Here is a 26998-nt window from a genome sequence, read left to right as displayed (position 1 = left end):
GAGTGGCGAATCGCTCTGTCACTCTTTTACTCTTTCGCTCATTAGAAATCGCGCACTTGTTTTGGCTTGTACCTCTTCCAATGTCGCACCGGGCATGAGTTCGAGGAGCGTGAGCTTACCGTCGGGATAGGCGAATACGGCCAGATCGGTAATCACCATATCGACAACACCGGTGGCCGTTAGCGGCAGCGTGCATTCTGGCACAATTTTAGACGAGCCATCCGGGTTTGTGTGCGTCATCGTAATAATCAACCGTTTGGCACCTTTCGCCAGATCCATCGCTCCCCCAACACCAAGCAGCGGTTTGCCAGGAACGGCCCAGTTGGCCAGATTAGCGGCTTCGTCCACTTCCAGACCACCCATAATGGCTACGTCGACATGGCCGCCCCGAATCATGGCAAAGGAATCAGCACTATCGAAATAGCTACTGCCTTTGAGGGCTGTCACTGGAATTTTGCCCGCATTAACAGGGTAATCCATCGCTCCACCACCATCCGCTGGCACAGGCCCTACGCCCAACATTCCATTTTCGGTATGCAGAATAATACCTTGCTCATCGGTGATCAAATCGGCAACGAGCGTCGGGATACCGATGCCTAAGTTGACCACATCCCCTTTCTTTAACTCGGCAAGTGCCCGTCGCGCCATGTTCATACGTCGGTCGTCCACTTTTTTGGACGACGAGACCGATGCCGAAATGCCTAAATCATCCAGCGTTAGGGTGGCCTGAACAAGGTAATCGACAAAACAACCGGGCGTATGCACGTACTCGGGAGCAATTGATCCTACAGGCACAATTTCTTCGACTTCGGCAATGACCAGATCAGCGGCCGTAGCCATCGCTTTGTTAAAATTATTTTCGGTCATGCGGTATTGCAGGTTGCCCGCTGTATCGGCCCGCCAGGCGCGAATAAACGCCACGTTCCCTCGAATCCCCTTAATAAATACCTGCTCTACGCCATCAATGATTTTCGTTTCACGACCTTGGGCAAGTGGCGTTCCAGCAGAGGTTGGCGTGTAAAAGCCGCCGATACCTGCTCCGCCCGCCCGGATAGCCTCGGCCAGTGTTCCCTGCGGAAGGAGTTCGTACTCCACCTGCCCGCTTTGGGCGGCTTTTACAGCATCGGGGTTGGACGTAAAAAACGAGCCGATCAGTTTTTTGAGCTGGCCGTTCCGGAGCAGACGCCCGCCACCTAAACCGGTTTCGCCTGTGTTATTGCCGATGAACGTCAGGTTCTTCGTACCGATTTCGGCCAGAGCGTGCATGAGGTGAACGGGGTTGCCTGTCATCCCAAACCCGCCCTGCAAAAGCGTATCGCCTTCGTTAACCAGTTTAGCAGCTGTATGTACGTCGAGAATAGGTACGGTTTTCATACGTGAAAATTTACGGATTGTTGAGCTTCACTAGCGCGTTTAGCGGCCAGACCTACGTAGTTCTCGGCGACTACGGTCGAGGCCATCTGGCTGGTGATTAATTGATTGAATCGGGAGGCCTGCAATTGAGCCTCAAATGGAGTCTTGTTCGGATTGTGGTGCAAAAGCTCGGTCATGAAGTTAGAGAATTCCTGAACCCGCCAAACACGACGCATACAGCAAGCCGTATAATTAGCCAATTCCGATGCACTGCCGTTCTGATACCAGTCCATAAGCGCATGGAATAATTGCCCTGTATCGGCCACGGCCATGTTCAGTCCTTTTGCACCCGTTGGCGGTACAATATGCGCCGAATCACCGGCCAGAAATAGCCGACCGTACTGCATGGGTTCGCTTACGAAGCTACGCATGGGGGTAATGGTTTTCTCCAGAATTGGGCCTTCCATTAACGTCCAGCCCACTGTTCCGAGCCGAAGTTGAAGTTCCGCCCAGATACGCTCGTCGGGCCAATCGGCCAATGTATCCGTCACATCGCATTGCACATACAGCCGGGAAATCTCCGGCGAACGCATGCTGTGAAGCGCAAATCCCCGGTCATGGTAAGCATAAATCAACTCGTGCGTCGATGGCGGAACCTTCGCCAGGATACCCAGCCAGCAATACGGATAGACGTTGTCATAGGCAGTTGTTAACGACTCGGGGATAGTCTGCCGGGAGATGCCGTGAAAACCATCACAACCCGCTACAAAATCACAGATAAGGGTATGGCTCTCTCCATTGTGGGTATACTGGATCATCGGCTCATTTCCATCCAGCCCGTCAATAGATGTGGCTTCGGCCTCAAATAAAATGGGTTCCCCCGTATTCAATCTTAGTTGGATCAGGTCTTTAACCACTTCGGTCTGCGCGTAAATGGTTACCCGCGAGCCACCAGTCAACTTAGCCAGGTCAATACGGTGTCGCTGGCCGTTGTAACTAAGAATAACACCATCATGAACGAGTCCTTGCTGGTCGAGTCGGTCGGTAGCCCCTGCCTGTCGGAGCAGGTCAACGGTGTTTTGTTCGAGCAGGCCCGCCCGCTGCCGACTTTCGACGCGCTCGCGCGACCGATTTTCCAGCACAACCGAGCGGATGCCTTGCTGGTGCAAGAGCTGTGCTAACAGGAGCCCGGCGGGTCCGGCTCCAATAATGCCAACCTGTGTATAGTGGGTCATGGCTGTTGGTTAAGGATTTCGAGCGCCGAGTGAAAGGCTTCATTCGCGGCTGGCAACCCACAATACAGGGCCGATTGCATGATAACCTCTTTGATTTCGTCCTCGGTTACCCCATTGTTCAGGGCAGCCCGAATATGCATCTGAAACTCGGCTTTTCGGTTCAATGCAATCAGCATAGCCAGCGTAATCAGGCTTCGGTTGAGCTTGGAAAGCCCCGGTCGCGTCCAGATTTCGCCCCAGGCATAGGTTGTTATAAATTGCTGAAAATCAGCATTGAATTCGTTAATCTGGCTTGTAGCTTTATCGACGTGAGCATCGCCTAACACCGTTCGGCGGACATGCATCCCTCGATCAACCGTTGATTCGCCCACAAAAAAATTGATGAGTAGTTGGGCGTATTGTTCGGGCAATTCGGTACTGGCCAGATGCTTTGCAGGCAGGACACGTAGGCGGGCATTCGGGATATTCGTAGCCAGAAACTCGGCCAGTTCTACGTTCGTCACCGGGTCGTCGTCACCCGCGATGACCAGCGTTTCAACTTTCAGTTGATTTAGTGTTTCTCGGAAATCAGCATCACGGATAGCGGCACAACAGGCGGCATACCCATCGAGTGGAGCCCGCAAAACCATCGCTTTCATGTCGGCTATCCGTTGCGAGTTACTGGCTCGAAAGTCGTCCGTAAACCAGCGGTCCATCATGTCATCCGCAATAGCCTGCATGCCATGCTCGGTAATGGTAGCAATACGTCCGTTCCAGCGGTCGTCGTTTCCAATTTTAGCACCTGTATTGCTGACTACTAGTTTTTTGATGCGCTCTGGATGATTGATACCCAGCCATTGCCCAACGAGGCCACCCATCGACAGGCCACAGAAATAAGCTCGGTCAATGTTCAGCTTATCCAGTAAATCAACAACATCCTGTCCCAACAGATCGATGGTGTAGGGCCCTGGCGTAACATCACTGTCTCCGTGTCCACGCGTATCGTACTGAAGTACTCGAAAGTAGGGCAGCAGATACGGCACTAATTCATCCCACATCATCAGTTCCGCCCCGAGCGAGTTGGAGAAAATCAGGACCGGACTATTGGGAGTTCCTTGCAATTTATAGTTGAGGGTCATAATGCGTTAAAATAGAGTCGATGATGTCGAGGCTTTGGCCAATGGCGTTTTCGGGTTTGAAAAGCTCATCCAAATCTGATAGATCAAGGTGTTGCTCAAGGAGTACGTCTTTGAGGTATTTCTTCTGCGATACGGCCAGCGAGCAGGCTTTTTCGACTAGTTCATGCGCCTGAGCTTTGCCAAGGTTAGGAGCCAGTGCCAGCGAAACGGTTTCGGCGTAAATCAGGCCGTTAGTGAGTTCGAGGTTTTGCCGCATCCGTTGTTCATCCACGTCCAGATTATTGAGCAATTCAAGACTGCGTTCTACGGTTCCTGCCGTTAGCTGCATGATTTCCGTTTGCACCTCCCATTCCGAATGCCAGAGTCCGGCGGAGCGTTCGTGTTCCTGGGGCATAGCCGCGAGCAGAGTAGCTACCAGATTGGGAACCCGATTGGCATTGGCCAGAATAGCCGTGGAGGTTACGGGATTGCGTTTGTGGGGCATTGTACTCGACCCACCTTTGCCTTCGGCTTTACCTTCCAGTACTTCAGCGATTTCGGTCTGCATCAGCAGTGAAACATCTTTGGCGATTTTACCCAGGCTACCCGTTAAAATACCCAGCACAGAGGCAAACTCAGCCAGATTATCCCGCTGCGTATGCCAGGAAACAGAAGGTCTTAGCCCCAGTTGGGTCGCCAGATTCTCATGCACTTCTGCCGAAATCGACCTATTGCGGCTGCCAGCAGCACCAGCCAGTTGCAACACCAATACCCGTTTCTTTACATCGGTCAGTCGCTGCCGACTACGACCGATGCCCTCCAGCCACAGAGCCGTCTTCAGTCCAAACGTGATGGGTTTTGCCTGCTGCAACAACGTTCGGCCAATCATGACGGTTCGGCGGTACTGTTTCGTCAATCGAACCAGGCTGTTTTCCAACGCCGAGAGCTTACCGTCCAGCCAATCAATAAATTGTTTGATTGTCAGAACCGTTGCCGTATCGACTAGGTCCTGGCTGGTTGCACCCAGATGCACGAACTTAGCAGCTTCCTCATCGCGCTGGCGGACCAGCACGGTCAATTGTTTGACGAGTGGAATAGCAGCATTACCACTGAGCGAACTATCCCTTTTGAGCCGATCTACATCCAATAAATCTGCCTGACAGCAAGCTACTATCATTTCTGCCGATGCCACCGGAACAAGACCATTTTTTGCCTGCGCCTGCGCTAATGCCCCTTCAAACTGAAGCATGTGCGCGAGCGTAGCATCATCGGATAATAGGGATTGTCCGTCAGCACTATAAAATAGATAGGTGTATAGGCTCATGACTCAATAAGTAAATGGATAATGGACAATGTAAAATGAAAAACAGCCTGATAATCAAAGTATTTGCATTAAGCATTGTTCATTTCACATTGTCCATTTACTTAGTACGGCTTATACCTCAAAAAACACGGTTTCCTGCTCACCCTGCATGTAGATATTGAACTCATAGCCAGCCGCATTCTTTTGGGCAATGAGTGTATGGCGTCGTTCAGCAGGCACCGCATTCAATACGTCGTCTTTCTCGTTCAAGTCGGGTTCGTCGGAGAAATAGAGCCGGGTATAGGAATGGATCAGTTGCCCACGCATGAATACGATCACCGATACATGGGGTGCCTGGCCGTCTGTCGGCTCAGGCTTGAGGGTATGAAAAACAAACCGACTTTTAGGGTCAGTACCCGTCCCGAATCGGCCAAAACGCTTATTCTGCGCGTCCCAGATTTCGATCATGGCATCGGTTATAACTTGCCCCTGTCCATCAAATACATTTCCTGTAATGGTAATCGCGTCGGGTTGATCAAGTGGGCTTACCAATTGATTGTCGACCAGGCTTTTAAAGTTATATAGATATTGCTCCGGCGTCAGGCCGTAGGCAAAATAAGGGCCGACAGTTTGCGAAGGTGTTTGCAACATGATGGAACGCAGATTTTTATGATTCTTATGATCAAAAATGATTTTTCTTTTAAAAGCAATCACATAAAATTTATGTGTTGATAATCAACCCCATATGTCATTTCAATTAGTTGTAAAATCATAAAACATCATAATGATCATAAAAATCTGCGGTCTATACCGTTTCAAATGGCGTTGAATTATGTCCTCTGAGAACAAAATTAAACCGATACCCTAAAGCAAAACTGGGTTCCGTAAGGCTCAAATCGAATTGGGACACCAATAGGTCGCGTCCTTTTAACGGTACCGCCAGAAAAAGTGGATCATACTGTAACAGCGGGTCGCCGGGGAAATACATCTGGGTGACCAGACGCGTCGTAATATTCGGCCCGAACAGAGAAAAATGGATGTGATTAGGCCGCCAGGCATTGTAATGGTTGCCCCAGGGATACGCCCCCGGTTTGATTGTATAAAATCGATAATTGCCTTCCGCATCCGTCAATACACGACCTGTTCCCAGAAAATTAGGATCGAGCGGAGCGTCGTGCTGATCCACTTTATGCACGTAGCGGCCAGCCGCATTAGCCTGCCAGATCTCAATGAGCGTGTGCGGAATGGGCCGACCATTTTCGTCCATCACCTTGCCGTGAACCACGATTCGTTCACCCAGAGGTGCGCCGTTTATACACGCGTTTTTGGTTAAATCATGATCCAACGGCCCAACGTGCGTCTCGCCGAAAACCGGCCCAGAAAGCTCCGATAGCGATTGTTTGATAACCACCAACGGCCTGGAGGGAGCTCGTAACACTGTTGATTTATAGTCAGGTGCCAGATAGGGCGGTTGCACCTCCCTATCAAACTGATTGTAACTAAGATCGCTCATAATGACCGCGTTTCGGTTTAGGAAAATCTCCCTACAAAGCTATGAGCATGATTATAAACTATCTTGGATTAATAAAAATTTGACTTGTACAAATCGAACATTATGATCACTTTTAGCTTACTATTTATCCTTTTTAAACATAAATGCCTACCCGTTTAAAAAACTTCGAGGGATTGTATGGCGACACCCAACACCCATTTTTAGACAGCTTTCTTCATCATGAATTACTGGAGGTTCGAAGCCGATTGTATGATTGGGACATCAACGAACACCTGCATACTGATTTAATCCAGCTGTTCTTTTTTATATCGGGGAATGGGATACTGTTATCGGAACTACGGAGAGTTACCCTCACTCCTCCCTGTGTAGTACTGATTCCAACGAATACCTTGCATGGATTTGCATTTCAATCAGATATGGTTGGTGAAGTGTTCACCATTGCCGAACAGGCGCTTGATGCTTTTTTCAAGTCAAAGCCCCACATTTTTCTGGAATTGAATCAGCTTCGTCAATACCCATTTGCAGGTCAGCCAGCTGTTTTTGATCAATTATATTGGTTAAAGAATCGGCTGGTTCAGGAGTTAAATGAAGATCATCTCGAAAAGAAAACACAACTGCAATTAGTACTTCAGATGCTATTGATCAGCTTATACCGAACGCAGCAGGAGTCGGAAATTCCATCACCTACTTCACCTAATCGGACGCTTCAGTATTTTAACGATTTTCAAAAGCTCATCCGACAGTCGATTCATAAGTTAAAAACGATTCAGGAGTACGCCAGTTCATTGAACATTACGTCGGTTCACCTTAACCGGATTTGCCAGTCGGTTGTAAAAAAGTCGGCGCTGCAAATTGTCCACGATAATCTAACCAATGAAGCCAAGAAGTACCTGCTTAATACCACCTATTCCCTATCCGAAATTTCGTATGTCCTGAATTTCAAAGACCCAGCCTATTTTTCGCGACTGTTCAAAAAACAGACGGGGCTATCACCGGGTCAGTTTCGTAAAATGGGGAAAACCTAGTGGTAGCATACCCCCTTAACTCTTTTGTGAGAAAGCCCTGCTATATGAAGAAAAATCGCATCAGCAGATACAGCACCGATGGACAAGCCAGGCAGCCAAGTCCGGTATAAAACGTAGCGGTCAGCGCACCGTAGGGTACTAATTTAGGGTCGGTAGCAGCCAGGCCAGCCGACACCCCACTGGTGGTTCCCATTAATCCGCCAAAAATCATGGCCGTATGTGGGTTATCAAGGCCAATGTATCGGGCCACCAGGGGTGTTCCAATCGTTACAAAAACTGCTTTTACAACGCCAGCAGCGATACTCAGCGCCATCACATCGGAACTTGCCCCAATAGCAGCGCCCGTTACGGGCCCAACGATGTAGGTACAGGCACCAGCCCCAATCGTAGTTAGGCTAATGGCATCGGTATATCCCCAGAGCAACGCTACTGCAACACCACCTATAAAAGAAAGAACAATGCCAAGAAACAGCGATAAGGCGCCCACCCAGCCTGTCTGTTTCATGACCACGAAGCTGGCTCCCATGGCTGTTGAGACAATGGCGAAATCGCGGAACATAGCCCCACCCATCAGCCCAAACCCCGAGAATATCTTTAGGTCAGCAATGCCTTTTTCACCTCCCGAATACTTACCGCCAATATAAGCCAGGATCAAGCCACTAACAATGGCAATGGCGGAAGCCGGGATTTTCTTGTTAGTGAGCCGATTGGAGATAATTGCCGAGCCATACATGATCAACGCAACGATCAGGAAGGCAACAATCAACCCATTTTTTTCAAGAAATCGGGTGATAATTTCCATGTTGGTCGGCGGATTTGGGTTTAGCTAATTTAGCAAGAAGGGGAATCATGGCGAGGCAAATCAAGACAGGAACAATACCGGCTACCAGGGCAATTACCCCGCTTGAAACGGCCACTTTTACGTTTTGAATCGCCGACATGGCCACCACTATGGGTATGTACATCTGGCTCCAGAACAGAATACCGTTGTCGGTGAGTTTGTCGGTGTAGCCCTTTTTGGTAAACCAGTCATTCAGGAAAATCAACAACAGCATCGCAAAACCAACTCCACCCACATTGGCCTCTACACCAATCAGCCTGCCAAGTAATTCGCCCGTTAACTGCCCGATTACGTAGCAGAAGGCCAGAATACCAACCCCGTAAATTATCATATAGGTACAAGTTTAGACATGCATAATGACTAATGGATAATGGATAATGGTTTGTCATGACCCATCACTCATTTTACTTTATCCATTGTATAGTAGTCATTTAAAAAGGGGTTTCAGATCATTCTTCGTGACTTTCCCCATGGCATTTCGGGGGAGTTCCTCAACGATCCGATACTGCCGGGGCACTTTATACGCAGGCATGCGTTCGCGAAGCCAGTTCGGTAAGGTATCTGCCGAAACCGTTTGATCGCTTAGGATAACGGCTACGGCTACCAACTCGCCCCATTCTTCGTTCGGAATACCGACAACACTACAATCGCTGATGGCAGGGTGGGTTCTGAGCACTTCTTCGATTTCGAGGGCTGAGATTTTATAACCACCCGATTTAATAATATCGATGGAATCGCGGCCCAGCATGCGGTAGTAGCCATCTTCTACCACAGCGATATCGCCTGTCCGGAACCAGCCATCGTCGGTAAATGCTTTTTGCGTGGCTTCGGGCCGATTCCAGTAGTCCAGAAAAACGGTGTCCCCTTTTATCTGAATCTCTCCGGGTTGACCGTCTTCTACGACCGCATTTTCCTCATCGACCAGCCGGACGCTGACATCGGGCAATGGCAGACCGATATAACCTACCCGCCGTTCGCCTTTGTAAGGATTGCTGATGCCCATGCCAATTTCGGTCATCCCATAGCGTTCGAGCAGCGTATGTCCACTAACGGTTTTCCATTTCTCCATCACCGAAACGGGCAATGCTGCCGACCCCGACACCATGAGCCGGAATCGGAACAGGGTTTCTGTTACTTGCTGTTGCCGCTCAATGGGAAGGCTTTCCCAGTAGGCGATGAGTTTGAAATAAATAGTCGGCACGGCCATGAACACATTGACCTGCCCACGTTGGAACGTATCAAAAACGGCTTCGGCCGAGAAATTAGGCAGGAATTCGACGGTGGCTCCGGCCCATAGCGCACAGCAAATCACGTTGATGATACCATGCACATGATGCAGCGGCAGTACACACAAGATATGATCGCTGGATGACCATTGCCAGACATTCACCAGGGTTGAAATTTGCGCTTCAAGGTTGGCATGGGTGGTTACGACGCCCTTGGGCAGATTGGTCGTGCCACTGGTGTACAGTATCATAGCCCGGCGACTGGCATCCAACTCGGGTAGAGACTGGCCTATGACTGACTCTGTTTCATCGCCTGGCGTGATAAAGCGAAACCCTTTTTCTTCGGCTAAAGGTGCAAGGATATCCACATAGGCTTTATCCGCAATAACGATCTGAGCCCCTGTATCTTCGATTACATACCTCAACGAAGGTAATGGATAGGACAACGCTAGTGGCACGGCAATGCCCCCCGCTCGCCAAATGCCCCACTGCACCCGCACGTAATCGAATCCCGGCGCTACCATAAAAGCTACACGAGCTTCGTTGAGGTCGGTGGCTCCGTTCAGCAGGCGTTCCGCAAAGGCCCTGGACGAATCAAGTAACTGCTGATAGGTATACGATTTGCCGTCTGATACAATGGCCGTTAAGTCAACGTTATGAATGGCGTTATGTACAAGTTGCATAGACTAGTCAGTATCAAAAATGAGTTAATCTGGTTATATTTGTTAAAAACACAACCACATATGGTTATTCGGATTCCCAAAGATGCACCCGCATCAGCTGTCGATGATGCCCTGAAAGCGATTGCTAACCAGCCTAAATCGGCTCGCAAAGGCTTTGACCCAACGAAGTATGCAGGAAAAATTAAATTCCCAATGGATGGACTTACTTATCAGAAAAAAGTAAGAGATGAATGGGAATAAAGCAATTTTGGTCGACACGAATGCGCTGATTTATTACTTCAATGGTAATGAAAAAGTAACTAACGCTATTGACGGAGAAATTCTATATATCTCAGCCATTACGGAAATCGAATTATTAAGCTTCTCTCAGCTCGATGAAGAAAGTGAACAGCAAATCCGGTACTTTATTGATGATGAGAGCTGCCGACTAATCGAATTAATCTCTGCTATCAAAGAGCAAACGATAAAAATCCGCAGACGCCACCGCATCAAACTACCCGATGCCATTATTGCCGCTACAGCCCTCTTCCTAGGGATACCGCTCCTAACATTCGATTCAGGTTTCGCGAAAGTTGATGGCCTGGACCTCATTCTATTAGACCTATAGCGTCTTCTTTGTCCATAGCTTGTCAACTTATCTTCTTCGACGAAATGTACATGGTCATGATGCCCGCAAAGATCGTTGGAACGGCGTAAATCAGAAAGTTCGTCACCATCGACAAACCCATACCAATAAGCACACCGCCCACGGCGGGTCCAATGATACCCCCCAATCTTCCAATCCCAATTGACCAGCCAACACCTGTCGTACGAAATTCGGTTGGATACATGCGGGCCGCCACGGCGTAGAGTCCCACAAATCCCCCCTGAATACCAAATCCTAGCAGGGCAAAGACCAGCAGCAAGGTAGATGATCCCATAAAGAGTTGAAAAGACGCCATGACAACACCCGTCATAATCAGGAATATCCCGATCGTCTTTTTCAGGCCGAATAGACTGGAAAAATAGCCCTGCATTGTAATGCCGAAAAAAGCCCCAACATTGAAGACGGTTCCTGCATAAATAGCCAATTCAATAGGAAGCCCGGCATTTGTTGCCAGTTTGGGAATCCAGCTAGTCAGAAAATAGAGCGTAGCGAACGCCAGAAACAGGGCAACCCACAACTGAATGGTCGGCAATTTATACTCATCCTCCAGCAATGATTTGATAGGTATCCCTGTTCGTTTGGCGGGTTTATTCGGTAGGGTATCCACCAGGGTATGGCTCATTTTGGCCAGTATACTATTCGCTTTTTCCAGCGCCAGATGCGGTTGCGATTTCAGGTAAAAATCCAGCGACTCGGTCAGGAAGAATTGAATCAGTGGCAAGGCCAGAAAGGTGGCAACGCCCGCAATCTGGAACATGGTTTGCCATCCCGAAGCGGGAATAACCTTAGCCGCTACCAATCCCGATAACACAGCCCCAACGGGATAACCCGAAATGACAAAACTCACCCAGAAATCGCGGGTTTTATTGGGCGTATATTCGGAAGCCAGAGCAGCTGTACTCGCCAGCATACTACCGATGCCGAGACCACTAATGAAACGAAACGCGATGAGCGGAATAATGCTTGCGGATAGGGAAGTCAGATAAATACTAATGCCCATGATAGCGGCACTGAGCAGAATCATGGATTTTCGGCCAATATGATCAGCATACGGAGCCAGAAATAAAGCCCCGAAGGTCATGCCAAATAATCCGGCACTAAAAACGATACCCAAGGCTTCGGGGCTGACGCTCCAGCTTTTGGCAATGGCCGGGGCCGCATAGGAAATGACCATCACATCCATGCCATCGAGCATGTTCATTAGGAAGCAGATCACGATGGTTGCATATTGCAGCCGCGAAATCGGTCGCTGGTCAATCAGGGATTTAGCACTTACTTCCATTTCAGATCAAGGGGTTATCTGTAGAAAGAGGTTTTTTAGGTAGTCTACCTCAGACCAAGCATCCGAATCGCATTTTCCTTTAAAATCAGCGGCTTGACGTCCTCTTTAAAGCCAGCTTCCTCAAAATCTTTCATCCAGCGATCGGGCGTAATCAGCGGGAAATCAGTACCGAATAGCATCCGATCTTTCAGCAGGGTATTGGCATATTGCACCAACTGCTTTGGGAAATACTTTGGCGACCAGCCGCTCAAATCAATATATATATTGGGTTTGTGCATCGCTACCGATAGCGCTTCATCCTGCCAGGGCCAGCTCGGGTGCGCAATAATGATGGGATTGTCGGGGAAGTCAATAGCTACATCGTCCAGATGAATTGGGTTAGAGTATTCCAACCGCAACCCTCCGCCCCCGCGCACGCCCGAACCAAAACCCGAATGCCCCGAATGAAACAACATCGGCAGTTTGTACTCTGCAATGACTTCGTACAGGTGATAGGCCATGCGGTCGTTGGGATAAAAACCCTGCACAGTTGGGTGAAACTTAAAGCCCTTTACCCCATAATTTTCGATCAGATTCCGGGCTTCACGGGCTCCCATGCGGCCTTTGTGCGGATCTATACTCGCGAAGGCAATCATTACATCCGCGTTTTTCTGCGCTCCTTCGGCTACTTCCTCGTTCGGAATCCGGTGCTTGCCTACGTTGAACTCCGAATCGACTGTGAACATCACAAAGGCCATGTTCCGCTCCCGGTAATAATCAGCGGTCTCCTGAATAGTTGGCCGGTGGTCAGATTTGAAAAATTTGGCGAAAGCCTCGTCCAGCTCCGGTCGGAAGTCGTCGTGCGGATGCCAGCAGGAGGCTTCTGCATGGGTGTGCACATCAATAGCGATAATCTTGTCGAGGTCGATCATGTAAGTGAATGAGCGAAAGAGTGAAAGACTGAAAGAGCGATTATGCCACTCATTCAGTCTTTCGCTCTTTCACTCTTTAATTCAGAAATCCAGCCGTTGGTTTAGCTCCTGTTTTTACCCAGTTCCGGAGCGCGTCGAATGCCTGAGCCGTTTGCTGAGGGGTGAAATTACAATGCCCTTGCCCGTTGGTATACTTGACGGTAAAGTATTGATCCTTACCCTGCTGATGCACCATGTTTTCGATGTTAACAACGCCGTACGTTGGCGGAATAAGCTGATCGTAAATCGTGTGCATGACCACCACCGGTTTGTTAATGTTACCCGTTCGATCATATTTAGCAAACAGAACGTTAGGATTGACCGTCGCCTTAAGGCGTTCAGCTTTCTGATTAACGTCCAGATTATTTGGAAAGCCGCTGTACAGGGTATTCGTATTATCGAATGGATTACCTTTGGCTTTCTGGGCAAGGTCGCGCAGCACATTCTCGTTGAAAAACAGTGAAAACGGCAGGTCGTCCAGTTTTAGGTCAAAACGCTTGGCAAAGGCAATCGCCAGCGTCGAGTCTTTAGCTAAAATCGCCTTTTTAATCGCCGTAGCGCGGGCCACCATGGCTTGTTGTGGCTGGGCCTGATAAGGCTTCGCTAGATCGAAAATCTCAGTCAACGACGTTACAATACCTGGAAACAACCCGTTGAAGGTTGCGTACATATCAAACTCTTTCCGGCATTGCAGATACGGTCGACTCGATAGAGGGCAAAGTGGCAAACCGCCGTTGTAATTCGATCCAAAGTTTTCGAGCATCGCAAATGTTACGCCACCGCCCATCGAATGCCCAACCATATAGGTGGTATCTGGTTTACCGTACGTTTTTACGAACAACTGCCGGAGGGCTTCGGTATCGTCTACACCTTGCGGCAAGGCAAATCCCTGATATTGATAATCCGACGCGGCCACCGCAAATCCCCGATCCAGAAACGGCTTCATATTTTTGGCGAAACCTGGGTTTTGACTCTGCCGGGGTTTAGCGCCCATAAATTCATAGCCATGGGCGTACATCACCAGCTTCCCTTTCCAGTTTTCGGGAAAAAGGATAACGTACCTGGCTCCGCTGATGCTACCCGAGTCGATTTTGGCAACGGGATTCTGGGCAAAGGCGTGGGATATGAAGCTTAAGGTGATTAGGAGGCCGAAGTAACGTTTCATGTTTTTAAAGGATTGAACTTTGAGAATTTCTGTCATTCCGACGTCAGGAGGAATCTCAAGTCTCACATAATTCAAGCTTGAGATTCCTCCTGACGTCGGAATGACAGAAAACCACGTAACGAAACCATATTTACGCCGTTCCCCACACCTTCACGGCTGTATTCACAACCAACTCTAGTTTCTTCCATTGATCGTCGTGGGTTAGGTCGTTGCCGTGGTGGGTTGACGAAAACCCGCATTGTGGACTGACGCACAGGTTATAGAGCGGCATGTACTGGGCCGCTTCGTCAATGCGTTTGCAGAGGTCGTCGATGTCTTCCAGTTCGCGTGTTTTCGATGACACAATGCCCAGCACAACCATCTTGTCGTTGGGTACGAATCGCAGGGGTGCAAAATCGCCCGAGCGTTCGTCATCGTATTCCAGAAAATAAGCGTCGACGTTAATCTCATTGAAGAGCACTTCGGCCACCGGTTCATAGCCCCCTTCGGCAAACCAGGTGCTCCGGTAGTTGCCCCGGCATAGGTGAATACCCACCGTCAAATCGTCAGGACGATTGTCGATGACTGAATTGATCAGGGCAGCGTAGGTTCGGGGCAACTCATTCGGGTCTTCGCCCCGTTCGACGGCAGCAGCCCGCATTTTAGGGTCGCAGAGGTAGGCCAGGTTGGTATCATCCAATTGCAGGTATCGAAGGCCAGCTTTATATAAATGGTCAATTTCCTCCCGATACGCCACGGCCAAATCATGGAAGAACTCATCCATATCCGGGTACGAATTAATGTCGATGGATTTGCGCCCACCCCGAAAGTGAATCATCGTCGGTGAAGGAATAGATACCTTAGGTGTTTGGGTCACCACCGATTTCAGGAAGTTAAAATCAGCGACCTGAATATCCTTCACGTGTTTGAGTTTACCCGTCACGCTCAGGACCGGGGGTGTAAACCCATCGGCAGCCACTTTGGCGTTGGGGTTCGCGTCAATACCACCGGTAACGGTTACACCCGATAATTCTTTCAGAAAATCGAGGTGAAAATAATCTCGCCGAAACTCGCCATCCGTAATGGAGCGCATGCCGGTCGACTCAAGTTTTTTAACGGTTTCGGCAATCGCCATGTCTTCAATCGCCCGTAGTTCTTCGGCAGAAATCTCGCCTTTTTTCCATTTCAGGCGATTTTCTTTGACTTCGGGGGTTCTCAGTAAACTGCCAACGTGGTCGGCACGAAAAGGAGGAGTTTTCATCAGCATGGTTTGGGGTTAAAACTTCCCGAAAAGTTAACTTTTCGGGAAGTGGGCACTGTTCATAGGTTGGTAAAGCTCGTCTATCAATTGTGTTCGATATTTCAGAATAGCCCGCTGATTCAGCGAACCTTTGTCGGTAATCTCACCCAGGTCGATGGAGGGCGGATCAAGCGCAACAACGGCCCGTTCAATCCGATCAGAGGTACCTTTAGCGGTTTGGTTAAGCCGGATCAGCAATTCATTCACAAAATCATTGATGGTGGGATGCCGAAGTACATCGGCATATGCTGCCTCGGAACCAAGATTAGTCTGTTTTCGACAGGCATCAACATTCAGGAACAGGATAGCTCCAACATAATGGCGGTCGAGACCGGCAATCACTACATCCTGCACAATGGGTGAACCGGCCGCTATGACTTTAGCTTTCAGAATGCCCACATTGACCCAAGTTCCGGTCGAGAGTTTGAAATCTTCGGCAATACGGCCATCAAAGACAAGGCCTTTATCAGGATTACTCTCGTCGAGGAATTTTACGGCGTCGCCGGTTTGGTAGAAGCCTTCCTCATCAAACGACTTTTGCGTGGCTTCGGCATTTCGCCAGTAACCAGGCGTGACGTTAGGCGCTTTGTAGCGAGCTTCGAGTTTATCGCCGTCGGGTACTAGCTTCACGTCCATGCCCGCTACGGGTACGCCCAGCAAGCCCGAAAAACTACCACCCCAGTTGGCAAACAAGGCTGATGGCCCAGATTCGGTACAGCCTAGCCCCGTGATGATTGGAATTCGCTCGCCGATGGTTTCAACTGCCAACTCCTCCCAGCGATTCCAGATGGGTTGCGCCAGGCTAGCCCCCGCATAAAACAGCATGTTCATCCGGGCAAAAAAAGTTTGACGAAGCCTGGGTTCGCGTTCGAAATAGGGAATAAGCATCTCAAACCCTTTTGGTACGTTGAAGTAAACGGTCGGCGAAATCTCCCGTAAGTTCTTCACCGTCGTTTCAATGCCTGCGGGCGTCGGCTTGCCATCGTCAATGTAAAGCGTTCCGCCGTTATAAAGGGCCAGCCCAACGTTATGGTTACCTCCGAAGGTATGATTCCAGGGAAGCCAGTCGATCATTACGGGTGGCTCGGTCATCATAAACGGAAACACCTGCGTGATCTGCTGCAAGTTAGCGCACCACATCTGCTGCGTGTTGATGACGCCCTTCGGCAGCCCGGTTGAGCCAGACGTAAACAGGACTTTCGCAACCGTATCGGCCTTCACGTTGGCAAATGCCTGTTCAACAGCCGGAGTAGGTATTGTTTGGAGTATTTCCGCAAAGTTGATTTCGCTGCCCGAATCTGTCGAACTACTAACAGCCTCCGGAAACAACGACTTCGCTAGTGCCAATGCCTGACTGTAAACCCGACTATCCTGCGCGAAAATGACCTTTGGCGTCATGCACTCCAGACAGTGTTGCAAGCGCCCCAAATCCTTCGACATCAGCGAATAGGCGGGCGAAATCGGCGAATAGGTGATCCCTACGTGAACCGCAGCTAAGGCCAGTAATGCGTGTTCAAGGCTGTTTTCGGACAAAATAACGATCGTATCATCCGGCCCCAGCTTCTGATCCAGCAAATACTGCGCAATCGCCCTGACGGCATCGAGTGTTTGTTTATACGAATACCGAACCCACTCCCCAAACGCATCCCGCCGAGCCAGAAATGTGTGATCCGGTTGGATTTGTGCCCAATAAACCAGCTTTTCCGTCAGCTTCTCGGGATACGAACCCAACGGTTGATCCAGCCGCAATCGGGTTGACCCGTCGGGATGAATCGTCTTGTGGGTTTTGGTTGGACCGAAAGCTATCTGTTTAAAAGACATTGGTATATGATTTTTGGTTTACGGTTTGAGGTTTATAATGATTCTGTATCCTCACAGACTGAGGATGTGGCGTAGTAGCCACCGAAAACAATAAACCGTATACCTGTTTCATTCTCCAACTTTTTTCGCTCGTCCTTCCAAAAAATCACGGAGCCGTTGCTTGGCCTCCGGCGATGATTGCGCGATGGTGGCCATCAGGCTTTCGAGCAATAGCCCTTCCGATTGGGTCGAATCGGCAATGCGGGGTAGTACATGCATCAGGGCGTAATTGGTCATGGGCGCGTTCTGGGCAATTTTGGTAGCCAGTTCAATCCCTTTAGTCAGCCCGTCGCCGTCAAGCGCCAGATACTGTGAGAGGCCCATCCAGATGCCTTCATCGGCCGAAATAACCCGACCGGTGAACATCATATCGGCCATCCGCGCCATCCCAATCAGCTTCGGCAGTCTGACGGAAGCACCACCGCCTACAAAAATGCCTCGCTGACCCTCCGGCAAGGCATAAAATGTGCTCTGTTCAGCAACCCGGATATGGCAGGCCGAAGCGATTTCGAGGCCACCGCCCACACAGGCTCCTTTCAGCACGGCCACTACCGGCACTGTACCAAACTGAATACGATCCAGCACCCGGTGCCACATCCGCGAATGGTGCAGACCCTCGATCACATCCCGCTCCTGTAACTCCGACAGATCAAGCCCCGCACTAAAATGTGGACCTTCAGCATACAGAACAGCGCATTTTACGCCTTCCGGAACCGTCGAAAAAACAGCCTCCAGACTGAGCAACAGGGTGTCATTGATGGCATTCCGTTTTTCGGGTCGGGTAAGTTGAACCAGCAGGAGGTCGTCTCGTTCCTCAACGTTTAGCCATTTCGACTGATCAGCCATGCGGAAAGTAAGATAAAGAGGTAAAGAAGCGATTAAAGGACCTTCCAAACTTGAATAACTACGGTTTCCGGGTTCCGAAAGGCCGTACAGATAAAAATCGCGTTGTTCATCCAGTCGTACTTTCCAGGTGGTGCTTCAAACCTGGGAACGGCCCGGAAATAGTATTCTGTTGGACTTACCTGTTCACCCCGGCCTATACGGGCGGCTACTTCGGGCGTGGCAACACGCAAGCCCACGTTTTTGACATAGATAATAACGCCATCGTCGGTTTTAAACTGATAGTGGGCTTCCAGTTCGGCTACCCCATCTTTCCGAACAATTTGCCAGTCGGCTCCACCGCTCAGGATTTCGCCTTTTAGATTGGGGCCATCAACGGTGCCGCCAAGGATCGGAATAATCCGGCGTAGACCATGCGGGGTTTCGCCTACCACATAAGGTGCACCTACTTTCACGTTCAATTGACCAACAAACGACAATCCCGGCGCGGGTGGGCTATCCGACTTTTGCGCTGCCGTATACCTACTGATTGTAATCAGCAGAATAAATATGCATCCCGATTTAAGTAGATGACTTATCATGTGAAGTCAAAAGGAGGTAGTCGTTTACAACCACCAATAGCTTACAATAATCTAAAAAAATAAAGCTAAAGTCTAATCGTTTTTTGTAATCTTGTAATAAGAAAAACTTATTGGACTAAACGTACCGATGGAGCTAAGGCGATTACGCTATTATGTGGCTGTTGCGGAAGAATTGCACTTTGGCCGGGCAGCTCACAAGCTTTCCGTTTCACAACCCGCTCTTAGTCAACAAATCCAGCTATTGGAAGCGGAAGTGGGCGTAGAACTATTTTTACGGGAGAAACGCAGGTTGCTTCGTAAAGTTGAGCTCACTAAAGCTGGATCGTTTTTCTTACAGGAGGCCAGAAAGATTTTACAGGCCTCAGAAAAGGCCATTGAGGCTACCCGGAAAATTGGGCTGACTCAGAAAGAAATAAAATTGGGTACCTACCGAATGATGATCAGGAGCCGAATTCTGGACATTCTGACCGTTTGCTCGCAACGTTTTCCGGATATAGATCTAAAAATCATTGAGTTCCCAACTCACTTGGCGGTGCAGGATGCTCTGATGGATGGGCAACTTGATCTGGGGGTAACGTTGCTGCCTTTCCACTACAATCAGTTGGATGGCATTGCGTTAAAACCGGGTTATCTTAAAGTGATGTTAGCCAGGAACCATCCGCTCGCCCATAAGGATATACTCACTGTTGATCAACTCAGGGATGAAAAATGGGTAGATATTAACCGAGCCATTCACACCGTTTACGATGATATTGAGCGAATGTGTAAAAAAGCCGGATTCAGCCGGGAAGGCGCTATCGTTCAGGAGGTTTCGTCAATCGAATTACTCAGTGGGCTGGTCAGTTTAGGGATTGGGATTGCCGTAGTACCTACCTTTTTTGATACCTCCGCTATTCCGGGTGTCGTTTGTAAAGACCTGGTCAATGCGGATGGATCACCCCTCACGGAGGTTGTCATCAATGCCGCTATCTGCTACAAGCTATCCAATCTTAGTCCAACCTTGCAGGCCTTAGCCAATGCATTCAAGACGCAATCCTAGCGTTTCCCAAACTAGTTTCTATAGATTCTCATGAACCATGCTGATAATCAACCAATAAAGAATCAACGGCATTCACGAGAATCTACAGAACTTACTTTAGTTAGCTTTCTGATAAACAGCTATTTAGTAACCCACTGTTTAAATCCGCTCTGTATTTTTTCGAGATCCAGAAGTGACCAGTCATCATTTAAGCGCTTTGCCATATTAATCGTTTTGACCTGGCTCAACCGCTCAAATTTACGACGTTCCTGAGAAGGCAATTGCTGTAGATACCCAACCAAATCCGGCAGTGTATTATGCATATGCGTGCAACTGCGGGTGGGCAGATGGTAATGATCTGCCAGGACTTTGATTTCGCTAATGCGCCAAAGCTTAGGATTACGGTATCGATTCCGTACACTATTGTGGCTCAATCCCACCATATCGCCCAAAACACTCGTGTTTTTTCTATCAAGATGGGTTTGATGGAGTATTGCGTTAGACAGATTAAAAAAGGAATTCAGTGATTCAAGAAATACGGTAGGAGACATAATACATTTTTAGGTTAAGAAAACGGAGTTACGGCTTGTTTATCGAATTCGTTTGATCGCAATAGGTATGCACTTCACAGTAGGTGGACAATCTGAATTAACAATCCCAGCGTCGATTGTTAACCTATCGCGCAGGGCAGGATTCGTAGGCACTAACGCAATCAAACCAGAGCGTCCGGTAAGGGGGTCAGCATCGCTATCCAATGAACTAGTTACGCCTAATGCGTTAACAGTGGTTAAGGTAAAGTTGGCGGGCAGCGTTGTTTTGTCAAATTCAACTACATAGGTTCCTTCTGGCAAGCTCGGGAACAGGTAAGCGCCATCACCTGAGGTCACGGTTGTCGAAACGACGGTGTAGTTACCGGGAGTTGTTTCCTGTAATAGCCGTACGATTACGCCATCAACGCCGGGTTCATTCGAATCCTGTTGCCCGTCTTTGTTCTGGTCATTCCAGACGAAATCGCCAATACTACCAAGCAATGGGGTACACTCCACCGAACTGATGAGCACCGTTTGTATAACTGTGAACGAGCATTGGGTTATATCGGTAGGTGTAATCAGTAGCTTAACAGTAATGGTGTCGCCTACTCACCTTTACCGTATAGCCTACATTATCTTCATGGGTAAATGACAGTTGGTACTTACCCAAGCCCGCTGGTGTTTCCGTAAGCAGGGTACCAATCAATACCGGATGCTTCATCTACCATTAACAAGATACAGTTGTGCCTGCGCCAATTCCCCGGCAAAAATCAGTACCAGAACAAGTAAGGGGCATCGCATACCAATACGCATGATATTAACCGGTTGCTTATATAAGTTTTCAATAGCGTAAAACTCTTTCAAGATCATTGACAAGTAACCGGTGGGTGTTGCACTAAAAACCTTGTGACCAGGCACCGAACGGCGAATCGTATTACATACTCAGAAACCTGTAATCTGTGGTGTCAATCAACGATATACCCACCATGAGTGTATGTAGTCGCGCAAATATATACTCATTTATACAGCTCTTAGTGACAAATATTGATCATTATACTAAAACCGATTCTTTTTCTAGAAATAGGTATTCATTATAAGATATCAGTTACTATATGGTTAGCCAAACTGATGCCAATGCGTCCTAGTAAGATTTACTTTAGGCCATTTTAGAAGAAATTATAGGTATACAGCTGTTTTTAGTATACGTATATGGCATTTTCCCTTGTGAACGATACTGAGATGTGTAGGATGGTTTCCAGAAAACATACACGCGTCTATTCACTTCTTTTCAACGCCAAAACAGCGTTATAAGGGCCAATTCACCGCTTTTAGATGATAAAATCTGAAGGTTTAGGTCATTGGTATTCAGAGCGACATTGATTTTTGGCCCGATATTTATAGCGCCCAATCTGACCACTATTTTACTTATACTTTATGACAAAGACTGATCCTATATTTAATGCAAATTATATGTTACCTATCAACAGAACTCATTCACACTTTCTTACCTATTAACCCTTCGTACTACCCGCTCACTCACTACGGCTAGCATGGCTATCTGGGTTGAGAATACCTGCTACGTTTGCACCTTTTAAGTTTGGCACTAAATCTTTCCTATGTATATTATTCAATAAAATATTGATATAACAATACACTTGTTAGTATATCAATAAGCCCTTATTCTATGCATATTAGCGGTTACTGACAGTAAAAATCTTTTTTATGCCATTAACCATAACTTATTCAGTCATTTTGGCCTGATATTTATGGTCTTTACCAAGTAACTTGTTATAAACCGTAACTTCTCATGTATTCGTGTCTTATTGTTGAGGATGATTCCGCCTTTGTTGATCAACTTAGGGCGTATCTGGCTCAGACAACTCTTTTTGAGCCACCGTTAGTTTGTTCCACGGCCATGGAGGCCTTTTCACTACTGAATAATACCAGCGTCGATCTCCTGCTTTTAGATTATAATCTGCCGGGTATGACCGGAGTCGAACTCCTTCAGGGTCTGATCAATCTACCTCCTGTTATTATGATAAGTGCTCACGTTGAGCCAGCCATATCCTGTTACGACCTGGATTCAGTTGCCGATTTTCTGGTTAAACCATTTGATTACCTCCGTTTTTTACGGGGTATTCGTCGGGCATTAGCTCTCCAGCCCCAACCCGTTGTTACGAAGGTGGTAGAGCCAGCTCCAGTCGTCGAAGAAAAAAAGCACATGTTCTTTAAATCGGGCCGGAAATTGAATCGATTTGTACTCGATGATATCTTATACGCTGAAGCCTACGGTACATACATAAAAGTATATACGCAGAATGGTCCCGTAGTATTGAATCAGCGTTTAAAAACGCTGGAAAACGAATTACCCAGCGACCGCTTTGTTAGAATACATAAGTCCTTCATTATTAATGTCCAGCATCTTAGCAATTTGGAAGCCAACCATGTGCAAGTGTCAACGAAAAAGTTCCCAATTGGCACCACATACCGCCCGGCTGTACTCCAGTTTATGCAACAAGCAGGTGTCGTAGTTACCAATAATTAACCGTGCTATGAACTGGGCAACTCGTCTTTGGGCAAGACTTTATCCGAAAGAGCGCCTTGATGAACTTCCTACGTTTGATCAGGTCAGATTTGTAACGTTAGTTAATATTGGTTGGTTTGGTATACCGCTGTTGGCACTTCTGATAGCCATCAACCTTGTTTTCAAAAACTATGACCGAGCACTTAACAATCTGGTAACCATTTCTTTATATGTATTCCCAACTCTATGGTTAACCTATCGATATAAATTAAAGCTTGCTTCATGGTATTGGATCAGTACGATGTACGTCGCAGCAGTCTGGGGTCTTTATACCAGACTGCTGGCCCACGTAGATGTACACATTGAGATGTATTTTATCATGATTGCTCTCTTTTCAATACTTTTATTGGAAGGTAAAATATCGGTGATTGTCTCAATTTTAATGGCAATTAGTTATGCAACAGCCAGACTACTCGTATTTAGGCAGTTAAATCTTCCTTTTGAAATTGGACAATTCAACTCTGGTATAGGCGTCTTTATTGTACTTACTTATGTTACCTACACCGTTAAGAAAATAGCCGGTACTATTCAGGAGGTTGTACAACAACAATACAAACAGTTACAACAGAAAAACCATGAGCTTGGCGAACTCAACCACGTAAAGGACAAACTCTTTGCCATAATAGGCCATGATCTTCGCAGCCCCATTGTGAGTCTCAAAATTCAGCTCATGAATGTACAGAAGGGATATGCAACTGCCCAGCAGTATGAGAAGGCAAGCGCTCAATTGCAGCAAACGGTCGATGGGGTGTTCGTTACGCTGGATAATCTGCTAAACTGGGCATTACTCCAGCGGGGAGGCATACGCGTTCATCCGACGCACTTCGATTTGTCGGAAATAGGCGAATCCATCCTTCAACTCTACAGTGCCGAACTTCCCGGCAAGCAGTTAACGGTAACAACACATTATGAAACGGCCCCCGTTGCCGCCGACGAGCATCAGGTAACGATTATAGCGCGTAATCTGCTCCACAATGCCATTAAGTTTACGCCTAAAGGTGGGCACATCCAACTTAGTACGCGTCAGCAAAACGGCCGGTCTCAGTTTATTATTCAGGACTCAGGTATAGGCATGACTGCTGCCGAACAATTGGAGCAGACAACCAGCATTGGTGCTACAAGCTATGGTACCGCGGGTGAGAAAGGTACTGGCCTGGGTCTGGAAATTAGCCGGGAGTTTGTACGGCTAAACAAAGGCCAACTGCTCATTGACAGTATCCCCGGCCAGGGAACCACTGTAACAGTTGAGTTTTAGCGTTGTGCCATACGCTATATCTTGGGGATATAGCGTATGGCACAACTCAATTTTAGTCATTTTTCCCTCCACCCACTTTCCCTGCCTTAGCCGGAACGCCCGGTTGAGTAATCTCGAAATTTTCTTTCAGCTTGGCGTCTGCTACCAGTTTACGAACGTCGGCCAGAAGTTTTTTGGCGTCATACACAATGCCATCTTTTACGGTATAGGTTACGCCACCCACGCGCTCAACTTCGTTTTTTTCGTTCAGGTGAATGGCTCCCGTTCCATAAAGAACTTTCAGATTCGCCAGTGGATTCTGATCGACAATCACAAAATCGGCCAGTTTGCCAACCTCAACCGAACCAATCTGATCGGCCATTCCAAGTGCTTCGGCACCTTTTAAAGTGGCAGCCCGAATTACTTCGAGCGGATGGAAACCAGCTTCGCGCAGGAGTTCGAGTTCGCGGATGTAGGCAAATCCGTAAAGTTGATAGATGAAGCCGGAGTCTGACCCTGCCGTAACGCGTCCACCCCGGTTTTTATACTCGTTAATAAACGCCATCCAGAGTTGGTAATTCTTTTTCCAGGCCACCTCCTGCTCCGTACCCCACGACTGCCAATACGACCCATGCGAAATACGACTTGGCCCATAAAACCGCCACAAGCTCGGCATGGTGTAATCTTCGTGCCACTCGGCGCGCCGGGCCAGCATCAATTCCCGGTTGGCTTCGTATATATTAAACGTTGGATCGAGGGTAAAATCCAGCGCAATGAGTTCATCCATCACTTTATTCCAGCGATCAGAACCCGGTTTAGCCGCTTGCTGCCAAAGATTTCCCGCTTCCTCAAATCGGTTCTGTTCATTGCTGTAATTGTAGGTAACCGGGTAATTCTGTACGGTTTTGTCCTCAAAAAGAGCTTCGGGGAGGCCATACCAGTGTTCGAGTGAAGTCAGCCCGGCTTTGGCGGTGGCAAGGGCGTTCATACGGGCTACCTCCAGTTGGGCGTGGTGACAAGCCGACCGAAGACCAAGTTTCTTGTTCTCTTCCAGGGCTGCCCGAAATATGTTCGGCTCAGCACCAAAGAATTTAATGCCGTCGGCACCACGTTTGGCATTCTGTTGTACCCAGGCACGGGCTTGTTCGGGCGTACTGATGGGTTCTTTTGACCCCTGCCCAAACACGGTGTACGCTTTGATGCGAGGGGCCGTAATTTCATTCCGTTCGCTTTTAGCCCGATGCTCAAGTACCCAGTCGAGACCGTTTCCGCAGGATGGATCACGGATGGTAGTGATACCATGCCCTAGCCAGAGTTTAAACACATATTCGGCATTCGCTCCCTGCGCCTGTCCGCCAATATGACCATGCATGTCCACAAAACCCGGCATCAGGTACATGCCTTCACAGTTTAGTTCTTTATCGCCAGGCGAAGCCTGTGGCCGGCTTCGCGGATCGATTGGAACCCCAGGATAGCCCACCTGACGGATCTGAGTAATCCTATTTTTCTCGACCACAATGTCGACGGGTCCAACCGGCGGGGCACCTGTACTGTTGACCAGCGTAACACCCCGAATGATGAGTTTCCCAAACGGGCCATCGCCTTCATGCCGTGGCGGTGATTTTTCGACCTGAGCAATAAGGGCGTGAAGTGTGATGAGTGAAAAGTGAAGAATAAAGAAGAGTCGAGCGAGAGGTTGTATCATGATTGGGCAAATCGTTTTGGTAAACAGTTGTAAGATAAACGAATCTGCCTGACTTTTGCAATGTGGCCGGATCGAAGCTGGCATCTTATGAAACAGATTATTACCAAAAATTTCCTGCTGATTGTTCTGATACTAGCCGTGGTAGTTGCCTTCGTTAAGAAAGCAACTATTTTTCAGAAACAACCCGATACAAAACCAAAACCAGCAGATACACTGCCAGCCGAATTCACCAGCTACTGGTTTTCGGGAAAAGCCGAGTTGAATACCTACCAACTTAAGCAGGCTAAAAACGGTGCCCTGAATGCCGGAGAGGCCATGCTGATCTTCATGACCGAAGATTTCCGGCCCGACAAGCAGGTGAGAGCTGAAAAAGGTGACAACACCATACCCGTTCTGAAGACATCCTATTCAAAAAAATTTTCAACCGGGCTTTATGAGTATTCCCTTCTTACCTCTGTTTTTACACCAGTTAACGCCCGTACTGATGGCCCGCCCCTTTTCCCGAATACACTGAAAGTCAGCCTATCTGATCAGGAGTGGGATGGTCACAGCTATCTGCAGGTGAACTACCGCAACAATGGGTATCAGGTAAGTGGCAAGTCTTATCAGGAAAAAGCGGTTGACGAAAATTATACCATTGCCAAAGCGCTATTCGAAGATGAACTCTGGAACCGTATTCGGCTGAATCCGGACAAATTGCCTACGGGCGAAATCCAGTTGATTCCCGGCACAATGGCCGTGCACTTACGGCACAAATCGCTCGAACCACTACCCGCCAAAGCCACCCTGGCCAACTACGAAGGCGTTCTGTATCCGGGTACGTTTCTTAAATCGTACACTATTGAATACCCAACTGACGACCGGACACTGGTAATTATTTTCGAGAAGCTGTTCCCGCATAAAATTGTTGGCTGGGAAGAAACCTACGACACCAAAGATAACCTTCTGACCTCGCGGGCAGTTCTTAAGAAGACGAGTCAAACGGATTACTGGAATCATAAAGCCCCCGCCGACAGCACGTTACGCAAGGAATTAATCAACTAAG

At 48.3% G+C, this 26998-nt stretch carries 26 protein-coding genes and 1 pseudogene; 7 read left to right on the top strand and 20 right to left on the bottom strand.

What is annotated here, in order from left to right; all coding sequences use genetic code 11:
- Positions 1–18 precede the first annotated feature (18 nt).
- The 7 genes and pseudogenes from EXU85_RS00830 to pcaH form a co-directional block, all read right to left on the bottom strand.
- Positions 19–1374, bottom strand: coding sequence for a 3-oxoacid CoA-transferase (locus tag EXU85_RS00830; protein ID WP_142770264.1), 1356 nt, complete (start codon positions 1372–1374; stop codon positions 19–21).
- Positions 1371–2588: a 4-hydroxybenzoate 3-monooxygenase gene (locus EXU85_RS00825; RefSeq protein WP_142770263.1), complete on the bottom strand. Its 1218-nt coding sequence runs from the start codon at positions 2586–2588 to the stop codon at positions 1371–1373. Before EXU85_RS00825 ends, EXU85_RS00830 begins: the two co-directional genes overlap by 4 nt.
- Positions 2585–2932: a 4-carboxymuconolactone decarboxylase gene (gene pcaC / locus EXU85_RS36085; protein ID WP_371732035.1), complete on the bottom strand. Its 348-nt coding sequence runs from the start codon at positions 2930–2932 to the stop codon at positions 2585–2587. Before pcaC ends, EXU85_RS00825 begins: the two co-directional genes overlap by 4 nt.
- An 84-nt stretch (positions 2933–3016) precedes the next feature.
- Positions 3017–3706 (bottom strand): annotated as a pseudogene (gene pcaD, locus EXU85_RS36080) (3-oxoadipate enol-lactonase); the annotation flags it as partial.
- Positions 3690–5009, bottom strand: a complete 1320-nt coding sequence (gene pcaB, locus EXU85_RS00815; RefSeq protein WP_142770261.1) for a 3-carboxy-cis,cis-muconate cycloisomerase — start codon at positions 5007–5009, stop codon at positions 3690–3692. The gene pcaB and the pseudogene pcaD, both read right to left, overlap by 17 nt.
- A gap of 111 nt (positions 5010–5120) precedes the next feature.
- On the bottom strand, positions 5121–5639 hold the full coding sequence (locus tag EXU85_RS00810; protein WP_142770260.1) for a protocatechuate 3,4-dioxygenase subunit alpha: 519 nt from the start codon (positions 5637–5639) through the stop codon (positions 5121–5123).
- A 154-nt stretch (positions 5640–5793) separates the two neighbouring features.
- A complete protein-coding gene (gene pcaH, locus EXU85_RS00805; protein ID WP_142770259.1) occupies positions 5794–6501 on the bottom strand; it encodes a protocatechuate 3,4-dioxygenase subunit beta in 708 nt (235 codons plus the stop codon).
- Between the two features lie 143 nt (positions 6502–6644).
- On the opposite strand from pcaH, the gene EXU85_RS00800 reads away from it, so the two are divergent.
- The gene (locus tag EXU85_RS00800; protein ID WP_142770258.1) at positions 6645–7526 is read left to right on the top strand and encodes a helix-turn-helix domain-containing protein; all 882 of its coding nucleotides are present in this window, start codon (positions 6645–6647) and stop codon (positions 7524–7526) included.
- 40 nt (positions 7527–7566) lie between these two features.
- On the opposite strand, the gene madM is transcribed toward EXU85_RS00800, so the two are convergent.
- The 3 genes from madM to EXU85_RS00785 all read right to left on the bottom strand — a co-directional run bounded on the left by madM (position 7567) and on the right by EXU85_RS00785 (position 10276).
- Entirely contained in the window at positions 7567–8328 is a 762-nt protein-coding gene (gene madM, locus EXU85_RS00795) for a malonate transporter subunit MadM (RefSeq protein WP_142770257.1), read from the bottom strand.
- Complete coding sequence (gene madL / locus EXU85_RS00790) at positions 8303–8698, bottom strand: malonate transporter subunit MadL (RefSeq protein ID WP_142770256.1); 396 nt, start codon at positions 8696–8698, stop codon at positions 8303–8305. Before madL ends, madM begins: the two co-directional genes overlap by 26 nt.
- Positions 8699–8794: 96 nt before the next feature.
- Positions 8795–10276, bottom strand: coding sequence for an acyl-CoA synthetase (locus EXU85_RS00785; RefSeq protein WP_142770255.1), 1482 nt, complete (start codon positions 10274–10276; stop codon positions 8795–8797).
- 60 nt (positions 10277–10336) lie between these two features.
- Between EXU85_RS00785 and EXU85_RS00780 the strand changes: the two genes are divergently transcribed.
- The gene (locus EXU85_RS00780; RefSeq protein WP_142770254.1) at positions 10337–10516 is read left to right on the top strand and encodes a hypothetical protein; all 180 of its coding nucleotides are present in this window, start codon (positions 10337–10339) and stop codon (positions 10514–10516) included.
- Positions 10503–10883 (top strand): type II toxin-antitoxin system VapC family toxin, encoded by a 381-nt coding sequence (locus EXU85_RS00775; protein ID WP_142770253.1) that lies wholly within the window; start codon positions 10503–10505, stop codon positions 10881–10883. The genes EXU85_RS00780 and EXU85_RS00775 overlap by 14 nt, the downstream gene beginning before the upstream one ends.
- A gap of 22 nt (positions 10884–10905) precedes the next feature.
- Here EXU85_RS00775 and EXU85_RS00770 read toward each other — a convergent pair whose 3' ends face one another.
- The 7 genes from EXU85_RS00770 to EXU85_RS00740 form a co-directional block, all read right to left on the bottom strand.
- A complete protein-coding gene (locus EXU85_RS00770) occupies positions 10906–12204 on the bottom strand; it encodes an MFS transporter (RefSeq protein WP_142770252.1) in 1299 nt (432 codons plus the stop codon).
- 44 nt (positions 12205–12248) lie between these two features.
- On the bottom strand, positions 12249–13115 hold the full coding sequence (locus EXU85_RS00765; RefSeq protein WP_210422427.1) for an amidohydrolase family protein: 867 nt from the start codon (positions 13113–13115) through the stop codon (positions 12249–12251).
- Positions 13116–13191: 76 nt separating this feature from the next.
- Positions 13192–14319 carry a S9 family peptidase gene (locus tag EXU85_RS00760; RefSeq protein ID WP_142770251.1) on the bottom strand — a complete coding sequence of 376 codons (1128 nt, stop codon included), beginning with the start codon at positions 14317–14319 and terminating at the stop codon, positions 13192–13194.
- A gap of 130 nt (positions 14320–14449) precedes the next feature.
- Entirely contained in the window at positions 14450–15559 is a 1110-nt protein-coding gene (locus EXU85_RS00755; protein WP_142770250.1) for a 5-methyltetrahydropteroyltriglutamate--homocysteine S-methyltransferase, read from the bottom strand.
- A gap of 33 nt (positions 15560–15592) precedes the next feature.
- Positions 15593–17419, bottom strand: a complete 1827-nt coding sequence (locus EXU85_RS00750; protein ID WP_142770249.1) for a feruloyl-CoA synthase — start codon at positions 17417–17419, stop codon at positions 15593–15595.
- Between the two features lie 108 nt (positions 17420–17527).
- A complete protein-coding gene (locus tag EXU85_RS00745) occupies positions 17528–18304 on the bottom strand; it encodes a crotonase/enoyl-CoA hydratase family protein (RefSeq protein WP_142770248.1) in 777 nt (258 codons plus the stop codon).
- A gap of 32 nt (positions 18305–18336) precedes the next feature.
- Positions 18337–18882: a DUF3237 domain-containing protein gene (locus tag EXU85_RS00740; protein ID WP_142770247.1), complete on the bottom strand. Its 546-nt coding sequence runs from the start codon at positions 18880–18882 to the stop codon at positions 18337–18339.
- 127 nt (positions 18883–19009) lie between these two features.
- Here EXU85_RS00740 and EXU85_RS00735 point away from each other — a divergent pair, with 127 nt between their 5' ends.
- Complete coding sequence (locus EXU85_RS00735) at positions 19010–19921, top strand: LysR substrate-binding domain-containing protein (protein ID WP_142770246.1); 912 nt, start codon at positions 19010–19012, stop codon at positions 19919–19921.
- Positions 19922–20040: 119 nt separating this feature from the next.
- Here EXU85_RS00735 and EXU85_RS00730 read toward each other — a convergent pair whose 3' ends face one another.
- On the bottom strand, positions 20041–20451 hold the full coding sequence (locus EXU85_RS00730) for a hypothetical protein (RefSeq protein ID WP_142770245.1): 411 nt from the start codon (positions 20449–20451) through the stop codon (positions 20041–20043).
- Positions 20452–20490: 39 nt separating this feature from the next.
- Complete coding sequence (locus EXU85_RS00725) at positions 20491–20961, bottom strand: SdrD B-like domain-containing protein (RefSeq protein WP_168207718.1); 471 nt, start codon at positions 20959–20961, stop codon at positions 20491–20493.
- Between the two features lie 1276 nt (positions 20962–22237).
- Here EXU85_RS00725 and EXU85_RS00720 point away from each other — a divergent pair.
- The gene (locus EXU85_RS00720) at positions 22238–22975 is read left to right on the top strand and encodes a LytTR family DNA-binding domain-containing protein (RefSeq protein ID WP_142770243.1); all 738 of its coding nucleotides are present in this window, start codon (positions 22238–22240) and stop codon (positions 22973–22975) included.
- 7 nt (positions 22976–22982) lie between these two features.
- Positions 22983–24269: a sensor histidine kinase KdpD gene (locus EXU85_RS00715; RefSeq protein WP_142770242.1), complete on the top strand. Its 1287-nt coding sequence runs from the start codon at positions 22983–22985 to the stop codon at positions 24267–24269.
- Positions 24270–24321: 52 nt separating this feature from the next.
- Here the strand turns inward: EXU85_RS00715 and EXU85_RS00710 are convergent, their stop codons facing one another.
- Positions 24322–25953 carry an amidohydrolase family protein gene (locus EXU85_RS00710; RefSeq protein ID WP_142770241.1) on the bottom strand — a complete coding sequence of 544 codons (1632 nt, stop codon included), beginning with the start codon at positions 25951–25953 and terminating at the stop codon, positions 24322–24324.
- Positions 25954–26040: 87 nt separating this feature from the next.
- Between EXU85_RS00710 and EXU85_RS00705 the strand changes: the two genes are divergently transcribed.
- Positions 26041–26997: a hypothetical protein gene (locus EXU85_RS00705; protein ID WP_142770240.1), complete on the top strand. Its 957-nt coding sequence runs from the start codon at positions 26041–26043 to the stop codon at positions 26995–26997.
- Position 26998 lies beyond the last annotated feature (1 nt).

The organism is Spirosoma sp. KCTC 42546, assembly GCF_006965485.1.
GTDB lineage: Bacteria > Bacteroidota > Bacteroidia > Cytophagales > Spirosomataceae > Spirosoma.
This window is presented reverse-complemented; position numbering and strand designations above follow the sequence as displayed.